The organism is Clostridioides sp. ES-W-0018-02, assembly GCF_020658175.1.
Taxonomy (GTDB): Bacteria; Bacillota; Clostridia; order Peptostreptococcales; family Peptostreptococcaceae; genus Clostridioides.
In genome coordinates, this window is the sequence record NZ_JACVVY010000007.1 from 17481 (window position 1) to 31992 (window position 14512).

Annotated in this window: 18 protein-coding genes; 5 read left to right on the forward strand and 13 right to left on the reverse strand. The window is 28.7% G+C overall.

Annotation, left to right across the window (positions count from 1 at the left end):
- Positions 1-54: 54 nt before the first annotated feature.
- The 12 genes from IC219_RS15100 to IC219_RS15155 form a co-directional block, all read right to left on the reverse strand.
- The gene (locus tag IC219_RS15100) at positions 55-321 is read right to left on the reverse strand and encodes a Veg family protein (protein ID WP_009892135.1); all 267 of its coding nucleotides are present in this window, start codon (positions 319-321) and stop codon (positions 55-57) included.
- Between the two features lie 147 nt (positions 322-468).
- Positions 469-1329 (reverse strand): sporulation peptidase YabG, encoded by an 861-nt coding sequence (yabG, locus tag IC219_RS15105; RefSeq protein WP_227437548.1) that lies wholly within the window; start codon positions 1327-1329, stop codon positions 469-471.
- An 83-nt stretch (positions 1330-1412) separates the two neighbouring features.
- Positions 1413-2351 carry a dipeptidase gene (locus tag IC219_RS15110; protein ID WP_227483273.1) on the reverse strand — a complete coding sequence of 313 codons (939 nt, stop codon included), beginning with the start codon at positions 2349-2351 and terminating at the stop codon, positions 1413-1415.
- Positions 2352-2460: 109 nt separating this feature from the next.
- Entirely contained in the window at positions 2461-2622 is a 162-nt protein-coding gene (locus IC219_RS15115) for a hypothetical protein (protein WP_227437552.1), read from the reverse strand.
- Between the two features lie 9 nt (positions 2623-2631).
- Positions 2632-3129: an SEC-C metal-binding domain-containing protein gene (locus IC219_RS15120; protein WP_227437554.1), complete on the reverse strand. Its 498-nt coding sequence runs from the start codon at positions 3127-3129 to the stop codon at positions 2632-2634.
- A 117-nt stretch (positions 3130-3246) separates the two neighbouring features.
- Positions 3247-3957, reverse strand: coding sequence for a UPF0489 family protein (locus IC219_RS15125; protein ID WP_227437556.1), 711 nt, complete (start codon positions 3955-3957; stop codon positions 3247-3249).
- A gap of 159 nt (positions 3958-4116) precedes the next feature.
- On the reverse strand, positions 4117-4665 hold the full coding sequence (locus tag IC219_RS15130) for a hypothetical protein (RefSeq protein WP_227483274.1): 549 nt from the start codon (positions 4663-4665) through the stop codon (positions 4117-4119).
- Entirely contained in the window at positions 4652-4894 is a 243-nt protein-coding gene (locus IC219_RS15135; RefSeq protein ID WP_227483275.1) for a hypothetical protein, read from the reverse strand. Before IC219_RS15135 ends, IC219_RS15130 begins: the two co-directional genes overlap by 14 nt.
- Positions 4895-4910: 16 nt before the next feature.
- Positions 4911-6305, reverse strand: coding sequence for a sodium:solute symporter family protein (locus IC219_RS15140; RefSeq protein WP_227437563.1), 1395 nt, complete (start codon positions 6303-6305; stop codon positions 4911-4913).
- Between the two features lie 213 nt (positions 6306-6518).
- Entirely contained in the window at positions 6519-7772 is a 1254-nt protein-coding gene (locus IC219_RS15145) for an MFS transporter (RefSeq protein WP_227437565.1), read from the reverse strand.
- A gap of 48 nt (positions 7773-7820) precedes the next feature.
- Positions 7821-8975: a trans-sulfuration enzyme family protein gene (locus tag IC219_RS15150; protein ID WP_227437567.1), complete on the reverse strand. Its 1155-nt coding sequence runs from the start codon at positions 8973-8975 to the stop codon at positions 7821-7823.
- Between the two features lie 478 nt (positions 8976-9453).
- Positions 9454-10023 (reverse strand): recombinase family protein, encoded by a 570-nt coding sequence (locus tag IC219_RS15155; RefSeq protein WP_227831493.1) that lies wholly within the window; start codon positions 10021-10023, stop codon positions 9454-9456.
- A 201-nt stretch (positions 10024-10224) separates the two neighbouring features.
- Between IC219_RS15155 and IC219_RS15160 the strand changes: the two genes are divergently transcribed.
- A complete protein-coding gene (locus IC219_RS15160) occupies positions 10225-10452 on the forward strand; it encodes a single-stranded DNA-binding protein (RefSeq protein WP_227437569.1) in 228 nt (75 codons plus the stop codon).
- A gap of 225 nt (positions 10453-10677) precedes the next feature.
- Here IC219_RS15160 and IC219_RS15165 read toward each other — a convergent pair whose 3' ends face one another.
- The gene (locus IC219_RS15165) at positions 10678-11421 is read right to left on the reverse strand and encodes an RsiV family protein (RefSeq protein WP_227831466.1); all 744 of its coding nucleotides are present in this window, start codon (positions 11419-11421) and stop codon (positions 10678-10680) included.
- Between the two features lie 168 nt (positions 11422-11589).
- Here IC219_RS15165 and IC219_RS15170 point away from each other — a divergent pair, with 168 nt between their 5' ends.
- From IC219_RS15170 to IC219_RS15185, 4 genes are all read left to right on the forward strand, one after another.
- Positions 11590-12462, forward strand: a complete 873-nt coding sequence (locus IC219_RS15170) for a class I SAM-dependent methyltransferase (protein WP_227437573.1) — start codon at positions 11590-11592, stop codon at positions 12460-12462.
- Positions 12462-13127, forward strand: a complete 666-nt coding sequence (locus tag IC219_RS15175) for an RluA family pseudouridine synthase (protein WP_227437575.1) — start codon at positions 12462-12464, stop codon at positions 13125-13127. Before IC219_RS15170 ends, IC219_RS15175 begins: the two co-directional genes overlap by 1 nt.
- Positions 13128-13147: 20 nt before the next feature.
- Positions 13148-14005 (forward strand): MerR family transcriptional regulator, encoded by an 858-nt coding sequence (locus tag IC219_RS15180; protein ID WP_227437576.1) that lies wholly within the window; start codon positions 13148-13150, stop codon positions 14003-14005.
- Between the two features lie 175 nt (positions 14006-14180).
- The gene (locus IC219_RS15185; RefSeq protein WP_227437578.1) at positions 14181-14510 is read left to right on the forward strand and encodes a PadR family transcriptional regulator; all 330 of its coding nucleotides are present in this window, start codon (positions 14181-14183) and stop codon (positions 14508-14510) included.
- Positions 14511-14512 lie beyond the last annotated feature (2 nt).

Genomic DNA, 14512 nt, shown 5'->3' on the forward strand with positions numbered 1-14512 from the left:
ATTTATATTTAAGGAACAAAAAAAAAATTACACCTATTTTTAATAGGTATAATTTTAACTTATTTGTAATTTATCTTGATCTCTAAAAACTTGCAACTTTACATTAGATGTTAATAAATCTGAGTAACTATAAGATACCCTAGGATATCCATTACTTTCATCATCTAATTTTATAACAAACACGCTTGGATAAACTTTTTCTAGTATACCCTCTTTTGTAATAATCTGCTTTCTTCCTTTATTAGCTTTCAACAATATTTTCTTTCCTATATGTCTTTCTAAGCTTACTCTTATCTTATCTAGAGTTTGAACAGTAGCCACAATATCACCTTCTTTAACGTTTATATGTTTACATAATATCACATATAAACATTTTTGTCAAACGTTTAAACTAATTATTTTATATATTTTTTGCAAAAATGTCAATACTATTTTTGAATATATACAGTATAATTATGTTAATTTTTGTTAGTGCAATATTGTTTTTGGCATTGCCCATCTAAATTTCCCTCTTGTTTCAGAGCCACCAATACCCTTAACACCTGTGATAGTCTGCTCTATAACCTCATCAATAGGTACTACTACATCAATTCTTGAACATGCAATTTTTTCTACTACAAAAACAGGGTCTAAAGCATGTATCATTATTCTACCAGGGGAACTTGCATAATTCGCTCCTGCATTTATTATTTTTTCATAATTTGACTGACATGCTCCTGCAAATATTACAAGATTATCCAAATTTGGTTGCCATTTACGTGCTTCTCTAACTGTTTTCATAAAATTTAAAGAGTTTCTATAGTTATTCATATCTTCTATATCCCCTCTTTTTACTGTCATTGCATCATGTCCTGTAATTACTAGTATATCCGGATTATATTTTTCTAGTAATGCTCTTACTTCTTTATGCTGGTTTTGCTCTGAAACTGCTACTCCTACTGCAGGTATTCCAAGTTGAGCATATACATCCAAACAAATTTTTAAATACTCTTTATCTCCATCTATTTGTAATACTTTTCCAGGCATTCCATATGTGTTAGAATTTAATTGAAGTTTTGGAACTGCCCTTGTCATCTTTTTCTGTCTCTCTTTAGCCTTTCTTACTGACTTATATAATAAATTTTCTACATTTTTATCTATTAATATATCTTTTATATCAGGTGCTTTTACTAATTCAAGGTCATCAATATAAGCATCTGCTATTACTCTAAATGCAATTCCTTTTAGTATAGCTATTTTTTCATTATTTTCATCTACACCAAAAGAGACTATTTTAAATACAATATCTTTGTTATGTGACTTTCTAGCTACAATGTCTCCTACCTTCATAGTTAAACCTCCAATAAATTTTTATCTTAGTTTATACTATGTTCGATATAAAACTTTGTTTCCTAATGTCAAAAAAACATTTCTTATAACACTTCTTTTATTACTCTTAAAGCGTTTTTATAGTATATTTTTTCTATTTCATCTTCACTAAATCCTTCTTTTTTTAGAGGCTCGTATAATTTACCCATTTGAGATATATCCTCAATCTCAACTTTTGAATCTATTCCATCGAAATCTGAGCCTAGAGCTACAACATCAATTCCTCCAACATTTACAATATGTTTTATATGTCTAACCATATCTTCAAGCTTACTTTCGCTTTTATCGCCTAAAAATAAGTGGAAGAAGTTAATGCCTGTAACCCCACCTTTATTAGCCAACACTTTAATCATATCATCAGTTAGGTTTCTAGTATGATTCATCATTGCTCTTGAATTTGAATGTGTAGCTATTATTGGTTTAGAGGATATTTTTGCAATTTCATAAAATCCACCATCTGAAATATGAGAAACATCAACTAGCATACCTAGCTCATTCATCTTATGTACAACTTCTCTACCAAAATCTGTAAGACCTTTTTCTCTATACTCTATATTATTATGAGGAAAGCTTAACTCATTCACATGATTCCAACTTATTGTCATCATTCTAACGCCTAAATCATAAAACTTCTTTAAGTTTTCTATTCTACCTTCAAGCACTGCTCCTTCCTCTATAGATAAAAGTGCTGTAAGCTTATTCTCTGATTGATTTTTCATAATTTCTTCATAGTTAGTAGCTAGAGCTATTACATCACTATTTTTTTTCATTTCTTTATGAAATTTATCTGCCATACTCATACAGTAATCAAAAGGATGTTTTACTTCTTCAGTATCAACAAAAAGAGCAAATGTTTGAGCCAATGAATCCCCTTTTTTCAGCCTGTCTATATCAACAGAATATTTGTTAGTTTTAAGTTCACTTGTTTCTACATTCTCCATTAATTTTGCTATAGTATCACAATGCAAATCAATAAATTTCATATTTATACCCCCTGTATATTTTATATTTATATCTAAAAATAGAAATAGTTGTCCTTATAGACAACTATTGACAACTATTTTTTAATATTCTTTTTAATGTTACTTAATTTTATTCCTCTTTTAGGTTAGGTATTACTTTCTTAACTTCTTCAATTTGATGCCATGTTTTATCTATACTATTTTCACTAATATATTTTTTTAAATCAGTTAAAGATGTAAAATCTTTAACTGATAAATTGTCATCATCATCTGCAAATCTTAAAATAAACATAAGATTACCTTACTTTCCACAACATTTCTTATATTTTTTACCACTTCCACATGGGCATGAATCATTTCTTCCTATTTTTGCTTCTTTAACTACTGTTTTAGATTTTTTGTATGCTTTTATTATTTCTTTTCTTTGGTCTGCTGGTAATATTTCTTCCCAACCTTGTAAATTATATAGCCAATGAGCCTCGACAGTTACCATATTGTTATATAATTTTTCCCAATCTATTTTTATAGAAACTTCTTTATCAGCTTCTACATCTTCTAAAACTATATCTTCTTTTAAACTTTCACTTATTCCATCTATGAATCCCATGAAAAATTCATTAGTAGTTCCAAATTTCTCAGCTAATTCACTTACTTTACCTTCAACAACATCCATTTTACTATTTAATATTTCATTGTATATTCCAGCTTCAACTTTTAAATATTCTTCCCAGAATTTTACCTCTGTTTCTTGACTTTCGTGGTTATCACTTAAATTTCTCCATTCAGTATATAAACTCATACTTTTTTCCTCCTAAGTATATCTATATTTTTTTAGTTTTTTTATAGTATAAAATCTTTTAGTTAGATTGGAAGTTTCTTCTTTTTGATTATACCATATTCTATTTAAAGTTAACTCTTACATTATATCATAATTAAACAATTCTTTTAATACTTTTATAGCATACTCTTGGTTTATAAAGTAAGGACTTGTAGCAATTGTTACAACTTTAGCCTTTTTAATTAGATTTTTTATCTTTTCTAGTTTAAAATCAAATGGTATATAGTCCATATCCTCTGAAAATATATCTAAATCTATGTCAAGAACAAACTCTGGCTCTATATCTAAATCAAAGCCATATGAGCTATCTATTATTATTAATTCTGAAAATATATTATGTTTTAATGCTGGTTTTATAAAACTTCCTACATTTAAAACCTCATTTGTATACCTAAATACGTCCTCCAGATTATTTATATCTACATTGTAGTTTTTAGGCTCTCTAGTATCCTTATGTTGATCTACATGTACTAGTTTACATCCTCTTGTGAATTCATTTGCCATCATAGATTTTATCCAAAAATAAAATGCATGGTTATGATTATCAAAAACATATATTCTTTTATTTCCCAGGACATATTCGACCATATTTTCCAATCCTGTTGCTTTTATCTCTTTATTTTCATCAATTTCATTAAATACGACTTTGTTTCCTAATTTCACATCATCCAATGTTCCACTTATTAGTTTTGGAACATATATACTCTTATTTTTTCTCTCTTCATATGAAAATACATTATTTCCTACTGGCTTTTCTATATAAAATCCTGTATATTTATAGTTTATCATAAGAATTAATTTCCTCCATAATTATAACCTATACACCTTAAACTCACTTATCATAAATTAGGTTATCTAGTATAAAAGATACTTGTATATAACTAGCTATTATATCTTCTCTCAATATGTATTATACAATAAGTGTAAAATATATTTATATAAAATATCCTACATTCCTATAACAAAACCATCTGCTTCAATTGGCAAGTAACTTACTCTTGTATTTAATTCCACTTTTCCAAAGAATACTACCCAGTATGGTCTAAAGATACTTTTAATTTTAACTATCTCTATCTCTGGTATACCCCCCATAAACCTGTGACTTAATCTTATAGCCATTTTATTTGCCTTTGATTTTACTCTCCTTTCATCCTTATCACTATATTGTATGATGTCATTATCTACATTTTTTACAATTTCAGACACTGGTAGTTCTTGTACTATACTGCCAGCACCCGTAGAACCATTTACTAAAATATTTAATTCATTTGTATTACCAGCTTGTTTTTTTTTCATGAAAATAGATTTATTTTGATGAATTTTAAGTGTAACGACTTTAAACTCTATATAATGAAGTCTAACTTCATGAACTTCTTTATTTTTTAATATCAGTCTACTTAGTAATGAATTATTTCCACTTTTTGCTATATCTATAGCTTCATCTTTTGTAATTTTTATAGGCAATGCTCTTATATCCATAAAATCATTCCCTTTCATCTTTTTTTCCTGTCATTTTAAATACTCTATATAGATAATCAAAAAATATTATAACTACTGCTATCATGACTCCATATGGGATTATCTTTCCAACTATAATATCATTTCTAGTTACTATACCATAAAATATAAATCCTGTTATTAAAAAGTATAATAGTACTAAAAAACCATCTATACCAAGCCATTTTATTTCCAAATCTTTTTTTACTTTAGATACCAATTTAGACATAATAACTACTCCCTTTTTATAGATTATTTTGTGTATTTAAATTTTTACCTATTCTATTTCCTATTGTCCATGCAATAAATGAAAGAGGGATGGCTATAACAAGAGGTTCTAATTCAAAACTTTGAACTGGAAACATTTTAAAATAACCAAAAGTTACTCCGCCTACAATCATTCCCAAAATACCACCCATAGATGTTCTTCTTCCATTACCAAGAAGACCTCCTACTATAGGTACAAATGCTGAACCCATCCAAATACTTCCTACAAATATACATGCATCATATACATTTTCAAATCTAAACGCCACACTAAGTCCCATAACTGCTGCTAAACATACACCTATTCTAGTAAATTTAACTAATTGCTTTTGAGATAATTCTTTTTTAGTAATTCTTCCATATATATCATTTGCTAAGGTAGCTCCTGCTGCTAGATAATAACTATCTAGTGTTGATATTATTGAACCTAAAATTCCGATTATAAATATAACTCTTATACCTTCTGGCAATGTATTTAAAACTAAAGTTATATACCCAGCTGCTGGAGCCATTTCTGGATAAGTGGCTCTAACTATAAGACCTGTCATAGTTAATACCATGTCAAAACATATCCATAGAGAAAAACAAGTCAATAAAGCTCTTCTCCCAACTTTTGGAGAATCTGCTGCTGAAAATCTTTGGTAAAACGTTGGGTCTGAATAAGCTCCAAATGAATATACTATTAACATCAATGCTTTCATTGCTGACATACCTTTTGTAGGATGCATTAACTGAGGTGCATCTTTAAGTGCTTCTGTAAGACCTTGAAAACCACCTATTTGGTCAAATTGACCTGGCATAACCATAGTTAGACCAAATACCATGCAGAAAAACAATACCATATCTGTAATGGCAACTCCCATAAGACCACCAAGAACTGTCAATATAACTACTACCACTACCATTATAAACCCTATTAGCTGTTTATCAATTCCCCAAGCTACATTACCTATAGTTCCCATAGCTGTTATTTCTCCAAGTTGTGCACAATATATAAACATTAAAACTGCTCCAATTATAGCAACTTGCTTTCCATAAAAACTTTCTAATAAATCAGGAACTGTTATATTAGTTCTTATATGAATTCTTGGTCCAACCCACAATGCTAAAGGCATTCTTCCAATATGTGCAGCTATTGACCATACTGCCCATGCAGATATCCCATATATAGCTGCATACTCTACACTGCCAACTGTACCAACTCCACCATACCAAGAGGCAACCAAAGTACCTACTATCAAAGACCATGGTAAACTTCGATTTCCTAGGTAATAACTTTCCATATCTTTTACATTTCTAGAAAAATAATAGCCTATCCCTAACAATAGAAATGCAAATATAATTATAATTCCATTTTCCCATAATGCTAACATATCTACTCTCCATATTCTTATTATTGTCTTAATTTTCTATTTTAATATTTAAATAGTTACTGTTATTTTTTAATTAAACTTACTTTATACCACATGTTATAAATTTATTTTATAATCATGAAATCTCTAAACCAAAACTATTATTATTTTAAACATGAACAACTCTACCCATTTTAAAAAAATAGGTAGAGTTATATAAATAATTATAAGTATTTAAGCGATTTTATTATTCAAGTTTTTATTTTCTTTTTTATTTATTTTATTTAAAGCATAAGTGGCAAATATACCTATGACTGCACACACTACAGATAGAATAAATATATACGTATATCCTGTTTGTCCATATTTATCTAACCAGTTACCTGCAACTGTATAGTAAAATGCATCTGGAGAAAATCCTATAAATGAAGCGAATCCAACTACTGCTCCTGTAGTTTCTAAAGATATATTAGACTCTGAAACAGATGCAAAGTATATACCTCTAAATCCAAATAAGATTACACTTAGTATTATCATATTTATTACAGCTATCCATATAAGTGCTGCACTCTTAGGGATTACTAAGTAAGCTGCTGTACTTATTGTCATTAATATAAATCCTACAAACATTACTCTTATAGATGAACCAACTTTATCTGTTATAACACCTGCAATAGGAGATGCTCCCATTTTTATAACATAAGTTCTAATTATTGATAAAGCTGAAACTAAAGTCATTGGCATTACATAAACTTCTGATAAGTATGGGCTTAAATAAGTTAAACTTGAAAATACTAAGTAAGTTGAAAATATTATAAGACCAATCAGCCAAGCTTTTGGCATTGTAACTACTTTTAGTAATGATTTAATGCTTAATCCTTCATCTGATGCTCCAGTATCTTTCTTTTCTTCTACTAAGAAGAATAAAAGTATACCACATATTATAGATGCTGCAGAATATAACCATACTACATATTTAAATCCAATAGTTATTTCAGCAAACTTTCCAAAGAAGTAAAGACCTATAAAAGAAATTAATGTACCTGATACCCCTGATAAACCTTCATAAAATCCAAATATTCTTCCTTGCTCTGATTCACTACCTTGCATTCTAACAACCTTAACAGAAGCTGAGAAGAATGTTAATATTGTTGTAAATCCCCATAATACAAATATTAAAAGAATCATGTTGTATGATGGAAATGTTGAGAAGTAAAACCCTAATGCTCCTGAAGCAATTAAAGAAAAAGTTATCAGTTTTCTAACTGAAAATCTATCAGCAAACCATCCACCTATAAAATAAGATACCATTCCTACTAATCCATATAAACTCAATAAGTTCCCTATTTGCGTATGACTCAATGCTAATGCTTGTTGCATTGGATCATAAAATGATGACTTCATATATGGTAAACTATACATAGCTGTTGTCCCAAATGCCAATATGAATATTACCAAAAATCTCTTAACATTACTTTTGTTTTCCATGATTTTGTCTCCTTAAGATTTTAATTTTCTAGTTTTATTTATATAACTTTATTTTAATTTTTCTATAGCTTGTTTAAAGTCATTTATTATATCATTTGCAGACTCTAATCCTACTGCTATTCTTATTAGATTTTCTCCATTCATTTGAACTAATGTATGTTCTTCTCCTAAACTTGTTGCTATTGTTGCAAGTTCTAAAGAGTTCATTAATTTTCTACTAGCTTGGTCTCTTGTTAATCCATTTATTCCGTCTTTAAGTTTAAATGAAACTACTCCTCCACCTAAACCATTCATTTGAGTTTTACAAAGTTCATACTGAGGATGAGTTTTTAGTGCTGGATATTTTACCAGTTCTACATTTTCTTCTTGCTCTAAAAACTCTGCTACTGCCAATCCATTTTCACAGTGTTTTTTCATTCTCATGTCTAACGTTTTCATACCTCTTAAAATCATCCATGCACTCATTGGTGGTAAAGATGCTCCTGTAAAACAACATAAACTTGGCCATCTAACTAAATCTATTAATTCCTTTGAACCTGCTACTGCTCCCCCTAAAGTATCTCCATGTCCATTTATAAACTTAGTAAGACTATGTATTACTAAGTCTGCGCCTAAGTCTATTGGCCTTTGTATAATTGGAGTACCAAAAGTGCTGTCAACAATAGCTAAACTCTTATTTTCGTGAGCAATTTCTGCTATTGTTTTTATATCTACTAAATCTAATGATGGATTTAATGGACTTTCTATATAAACTATCTTAGTATTTGATTTCATTGCATCTTTTACATTTTGTGGGTTTACTGCATCTACAAATGTAACTTCAACGCCAAATTTGGCTAACAACTCAGACATAAATAATTTAGTATGTGAGAATATTCCATCAGAACTAACTATATGGTCTCCACTTTTTACTAATGCTAATATAGTAGATGTTATTGCTCCCATACCTGATGTACTAGAAATAGCACTTTCTGCATTTTCAAGCATAGCTAATTTAGCCTCTAGCTCTGTAAGTGTCGGATTACACTCTCTTGTATATACATACCCCCATGTCATACATAACTCTTCAAAATGCTCTACTGTCTTTGCAGCAAATGTTGCTGTTTGACATATTGGAGTAGCTAATGCACCTGTTGTTGGGTCTGCACTATGTCCCCAATGTATTATTTTTGTCTCCAAATCTTGATTAATATTATTACTCATTTTAATTCCTCCTATTTTGACCTATTTATACAACGTTTTCCCTGCCAAATTTCACCAATTCAGCTTTAATTAATACAAACTTTTTAAGTATACTTTTATATTTGTTATAATTTCTAAAAATCTGACACTTATTTTGCTTTTTTATAGTTTTAATTATAAACTCTATAGTAACTATAGAGTCAATATGTTTTTGATATTTTTTTTACAATGTTTAAAAAATTTAATATAAAAAGAGATATGTCTTAAAATAAGCTTGTTTTAAGACATATCTCTTTTTATATTAAATTTGATTCAATACATAAAGTATCAATTTTTTGTTCTCTGTATAAATTCTTTTATTGTCATTTTCTCATCAAAAGTCTATAGTAATTATACATTACTATAATTTAACATCTGTAAATAAAATTAATTAGAGGCATAAATATATTCAAATAATCCAATTTATTTATACCTCTAATTTTTTATAAGTAAAATCTCATTAAATTGATTTCTTCGCACGAATAAGTGTGCTTTTAGAGATACCAGTCATCTTCACAACCTCTCTATAAGGCTTAGAATTTAATAATCCCAATGCGTATTGTATCTGCTGATTACTATATTTCTTTGGTCTACCATCCTTAAAATCTTTTTTCTTTCTAGCAAATTCTTTTCCCAACTGAGTTCGTTCTATTATCATATTTCTTTCAAGTTCTGCAACTGCAAGTAATGTAGTTAAAAAGAATTTCCCCATTGAAGTATTTTCTAGGAGACCTATATTTAAAATATGGACACTAACTTCTTTAGCAAATAAACCCTCTATCAGTTGTATCCCTTCTGATGTACTTCTAGCTAGCCTATCAAGTTTAGTCGCAACAAGTAAATCTCCCTTCTTTAAAGAAGATATAATTTTTTCAAATTTAGGTCTATTTGTGGTAGTCCCTGTATAAGTTTCTTTTATTATTTTAGCATTGTTATACTTGCTTAATATCTCTTGCTGTTGTTGATACAAACTATTGTTATCTGTCTGGTTCTTTGTACTGACACGGCAATATCCATATATAATAATAATCACTTCCTAACGTAAATATTTAATGCAGGAATTTGTAGATATCTGTATCTACTTGTCTTTATACATTTTACTAAAACGAATTTTTGGTGTCAATACTGTTAACTTTTGACACCATTATAATTCCTTTATAATTTGTTTGACTATGTCAAAAATTAACAATATAATGAAGTTAATGAAATTATACAAATTGGAGGAAATAATATGAATAGTCTGTTAAATGATGCAATAGATGAGTTAAAAAACATCCATTGCGGAGAAGTTTTTTTATTAAAAGAATTGTTCAAAGGCTATGAATGGAACAGGTTGGAGATGAACATCAGGTTAAAATTAGGAAAACTTTTTTTGTATGAAGTAGTAAGTAATCCCAATTTAAAGGTAGAAGTAATCAATAAAAATTCTGCTTATCAGCAAATGTATAAAAAAAAATAACAACTTAAATATATATAATAATATAATCTTCTTGTTGAGTCAAAAGTTAAAACTTTTAATACAAATTAATTGTACTATATAAATGTTTATCAGTAGGTCTGAGTCTATATAACTAACATATACAAATAGTACTGTTTAAATTATGTTTTTAAGATAGATAAATCTTAACCCTACTCCAGCATAAATCTTGATATACTAAAATAGGGCTCAGAATTATCTATATTTTTATACCATAAAATGCTTAGTTCTTCCTCTTGATTGAACATATATGTCTGGAGAGATACAATAGAAACGTTGATTTATAAAATTTCCAAAATCAGAAAATCTTATCTTGAATTTAGGGATTCCAAAGCTTTCAGGTGCTATCTCATCTACACCAAAATAGATAACAATCCCATCATCTGTAATATAAAATGCCTGATCTTCAGGTATAACTAACTCTACATTAGAGTAATACATTTCTCTGTTTTCATTAATTTCAGCTTTTATATAATCAGTTATTATGTTTATATAGTCAACTCCATCTCTAAAAATATCACCTAGTAAAAGTTCTTTTCCATTTGTTAAGTCTATATTGTAATTATTTAATGTATTGTACTTAGGTCCAGAACTACTAGCAAATCCCATAAGATTTAATATCATACTTAGTACATAGTTTTTACTGAAAGTAACTGCATAATTAGTAGAAACCCAGTAACTTTGTTTTGGAAGTGAATTTTGAGAAGCTGCATTATTATATTCTTGTTCTTCTTCTTGCAACCCAAGCTTAAAATTATTTACAGTCATATTTACAGCAGAATTTATGTTGTTTAAAATAGGCGGATTTACATAGGTGGATTGATTTCTAATATTGTACAGAATAGGATATTTTACATCATATGAAAAGTATTTGCTTCTGCCAAAGTCTTCATTAAACTGCACATATAATATGTTATATGTACAAGTATTTGTAGCTTGATAATTTTCCATTAAAACTCTCCTCCTCTTATTAAAAAAATCAGATACTATATAATATGTTTAAAAGAGTAATAATGTTAACAATAAATGTAAAGAATAGAAAGTATCTAAAACAGCAAAAAATGACTGATTTTGTGGTATAATACATAGGATTGAGAGTTATTTTATAGGAGGAAAGATATGTTATTATTAGCAGATAAATGGAAAGATTATGAACTTATAGATATGGGAAATGGAGAAAAATTAGAGCGTTGGGGTAAGTATGTACTTAGAAGACCAGACCCACAGGTTGTATGGCCAATGGAGTCTGAATGGGCTCTATGGAAAAACCCTCACGGACATTATCATAGAAGTAATAAAGGTGGAGGTCAGTGGGAACACAAAAAAAGATATCCAGAACAATGGACTATAAATTACAAAAACTTAAAATTTCACATTAAACCAACTGGATTTAAACATACTGGATTATTCCCAGAACAAGCAGCCAATTGGGACTGGATGATGGATAAAATCAAAAAAGCTGACAGACCTATAAAAGTATTAAATCTTTTTGCATATACAGGAGGAGCTACAGTAGCATGTGCATCCGCTGGTGCAGAAGTATGTCATGTTGATGCTGCAAAGGGTATGGTCAACTGGGCAAAAGAAAATATAGAGTTATCAGGACTTAAAAATCAAACAGTAAGATTTATAGTAGATGATGTTGTAAAGTTTGTTGAAAGGGAAATAAGAAGAGGTAAGAAATATGATGCAATAATAATGGACCCTCCTTCTTATGGGAGAGGACCTAAAGGAGAAGTATGGCAAATAGAAGAAAAATTATATAGCTTTGTGGATTTATGTATGGGTGTTTTATCTGATAATCCTTTATTCTTTCTAATTAATTCTTATACAACAGGATTTTCTCCAATAGTTCTAGAAAATGTACTGTCTACAACAATAGGTAAAAAGGCAAACAATGGCGAAATCTATGGTGGAGAATTAGGAATACCAGCTTCTAGGGATGGTAAAATACTTCCTTGTGGTATATTTGGAAGATGGGAGAAAAAATAATGATAAAAGTCATATATGAAGATAACCATTTATTAGTTGTAGATAAACCTGTAAATGTATTATCTCAAGGAGATGATACCAATGATAAGGACATGGTAAATCTTTTAAAAGACTATATCAAAACAAAGTACAATAAACCTGGAAATGTATATATTGGTTTGGTACATAGATTGGATAGACCAGTGGGTGGAGTCATGGTTTTTGCCAAAACATCAAAAGCTGCCTCAAGATTGTCTGAACAAGTAAGAAATAAGACATTCAAAAAAACCTATATGGCAGTTGTTCATGGTAAAATGAAATCCGATTCAGACATATTAAAAGATTTTTTATATAAAAATAAAAAAACAAATATGGTGAGTGTTGTGAAAAAAAACCATAAGGATGCTAAAGAAGCTGAACTTAGTTACAAAGTTTTGGGTTTTAAAGAAAATCTAAGCTTAGTTCAAGTAAACTTAAAAACTGGTCGTTCTCATCAGATAAGAGTTCAATTTGCAACTAGAAAACACCCATTATATGGAGACCAAAGATATGGCCAAGAAGTAAATAAAATTGGACAACAGATTTCTCTTTGGTCTAATAAAATAGAAATTTGCCATCCAACAACAAAAGAAAAAATGGAATTTATATGTACTCCACCTGATAAATATCCATGGAATATATTCTAAATCTCAAATGAGGTGATTATATGAGTAAAAAGTTTTCAATAGGCGAAATGTCAAAGCTTCACAAAATAAGCATACAAACGCTAAGATACTATGACCAAATAGATTTATTTAAACCTGTTCATGTTGACCAAGAAAGCAATTACAGATATTACTCAATTGACCAATTTTCACAATTGGATATTATAAAATACTTAAAGTATCTAGGTATGCCATTAAAAGAAATCAAAGAAAAATTAGATGAAAACAATGAAGAAATTCTAAAATTATTAACCAATAAGATTAATATCGTAGATGAAAAAATTAAAGAATTAGAACTTATAAAAAAAGTATTAAGTACAAAAAAAGAAACAATGGAAAAAGGTATGAGAGTAGATGAAGTAGGTAAAATAGTAAGAAAACATATTCCAAGAAGAAGTATTTTATCCATAGAATATGAAGAAGGTTTAAGTAATGAAGAAACTATGGAGCTTTCCAGAAGACAAATAGCAAATATACTAGAAGATAATATCTCTGTGTTTTATGGTGGAGTAAGTGGTCTTGTATCTATAGATAAATTCTTAAAGGAAGATAAAGTCATCTATGAAAATAGCTTTGTAAATGTTGAAAGAGATTTATTTGATGCTAAGTCTCAAAAATATATATCTGAAATTTCAGCTGGTGATTTTATTTGTATGACATATAAAGGCTCTTACAGAGAAAATTATACTGCTTTTAAAAAGTTAGTTGATTATGTTGATTATAAAAGGATACCTATTGAAAATTATATATATGAGATACCTATAATAGACCCTCTATCTACAAACAATGAAGATGAACTTCTAACCGAAATTCAGATACAGGTTAAAAAGAGAGAAATTGATTTAAGATGTCTAGTATAATCAGGTATTATAAAAAGGGCGTTTCCAAATGATTTTTAAATCATAAATGGAATGCCCTTTTTAAATAATAATTAAAATTTTATAGTTTAGACTTGGAAAATAATATGAAATGTTTTATTATATATCTATATACCTTATAATACGAGGTATATGATAAAATAAAGTAGGTGAATTTATGGACTTAAACAAAGAAGTGCTTAAAGGTCATATTGATACTTTAATATTATCAATACTAAGCAAAGGAGATTCATATGGATATGAAATAGCAAAAGTAGTTAGAGATGAAACTACATTTGAATTAAAAGAAAGTACACTCTATGTGTCTCTTAAAAGATTAGAATCTAAGGGCTTGATAAAATCTTATTGGGGAAATGACCAAGGCGTAGGAAGCAGGAGAAAGTATTACAATATAACAGATGATGGAAAGGACAACTTAGAAGTAAAAATTCAAGAGTGGTACTTTATACAAGATATTATGAACAAGTTTCTAAAGAAGGGGGATTAGAT

Excerpts from the sequence above, each read along its gene's own strand:
- yabG (WP_227437548.1), bottom strand. The coding sequence starts at position 1,329 with ATGAAGGTAGGAGACATTGTAGCTAGAAAGTCACATAACAAAGATATT.
- IC219_RS15110 (WP_227483273.1), bottom strand. The coding sequence starts at position 2,351 with ATGAAATTTATTGATTTGCATTGTGATACTATAGCAAAATTAATGGAG.
- IC219_RS15115 (WP_227437552.1), bottom strand. The coding sequence starts at position 2,622 with ATGTTTATTTTAAGATTTGCAGATGATGATGACAATTTATCAGTTAAA.
- IC219_RS15120 (WP_227437554.1), bottom strand. The coding sequence starts at position 3,129 with ATGAGTTTATATACTGAATGGAGAAATTTAAGTGATAACCACGAAAGT.
- IC219_RS15125 (WP_227437556.1), bottom strand. The coding sequence starts at position 3,957 with ATGATAAACTATAAATATACAGGATTTTATATAGAAAAGCCAGTAGGA.
- IC219_RS15130 (WP_227483274.1), bottom strand. The coding sequence starts at position 4,665 with ATGAAAGGGAATGATTTTATGGATATAAGAGCATTGCCTATAAAAATT.
- IC219_RS15135 (WP_227483275.1), bottom strand. The coding sequence starts at position 4,894 with ATGTCTAAATTGGTATCTAAAGTAAAAAAAGATTTGGAAATAAAATGG.
- IC219_RS15140 (WP_227437563.1), bottom strand. The coding sequence starts at position 6,305 with ATGTTAGCATTATGGGAAAATGGAATTATAATTATATTTGCATTTCTA.
- IC219_RS15145 (WP_227437565.1), bottom strand. The coding sequence starts at position 7,772 with ATGGAAAACAAAAGTAATGTTAAGAGATTTTTGGTAATATTCATATTG.
- IC219_RS15150 (WP_227437567.1), bottom strand. The coding sequence starts at position 8,975 with ATGAGTAATAATATTAATCAAGATTTGGAGACAAAAATAATACATTGG.
- IC219_RS15160 (WP_227437569.1), top strand. The coding sequence starts at position 10,225 with ATGAATAGTCTGTTAAATGATGCAATAGATGAGTTAAAAAACATCCAT.
- IC219_RS15165 (WP_227831466.1), bottom strand. The coding sequence starts at position 11,421 with ATGGAAAATTATCAAGCTACAAATACTTGTACATATAACATATTATAT.
- IC219_RS15170 (WP_227437573.1), top strand. The coding sequence starts at position 11,590 with ATGTTATTATTAGCAGATAAATGGAAAGATTATGAACTTATAGATATG.
- IC219_RS15175 (WP_227437575.1), top strand. The coding sequence starts at position 12,462 with ATGATAAAAGTCATATATGAAGATAACCATTTATTAGTTGTAGATAAA.
- IC219_RS15180 (WP_227437576.1), top strand. The coding sequence starts at position 13,148 with ATGAGTAAAAAGTTTTCAATAGGCGAAATGTCAAAGCTTCACAAAATA.
- IC219_RS15185 (WP_227437578.1), top strand. The coding sequence starts at position 14,181 with ATGGACTTAAACAAAGAAGTGCTTAAAGGTCATATTGATACTTTAATA.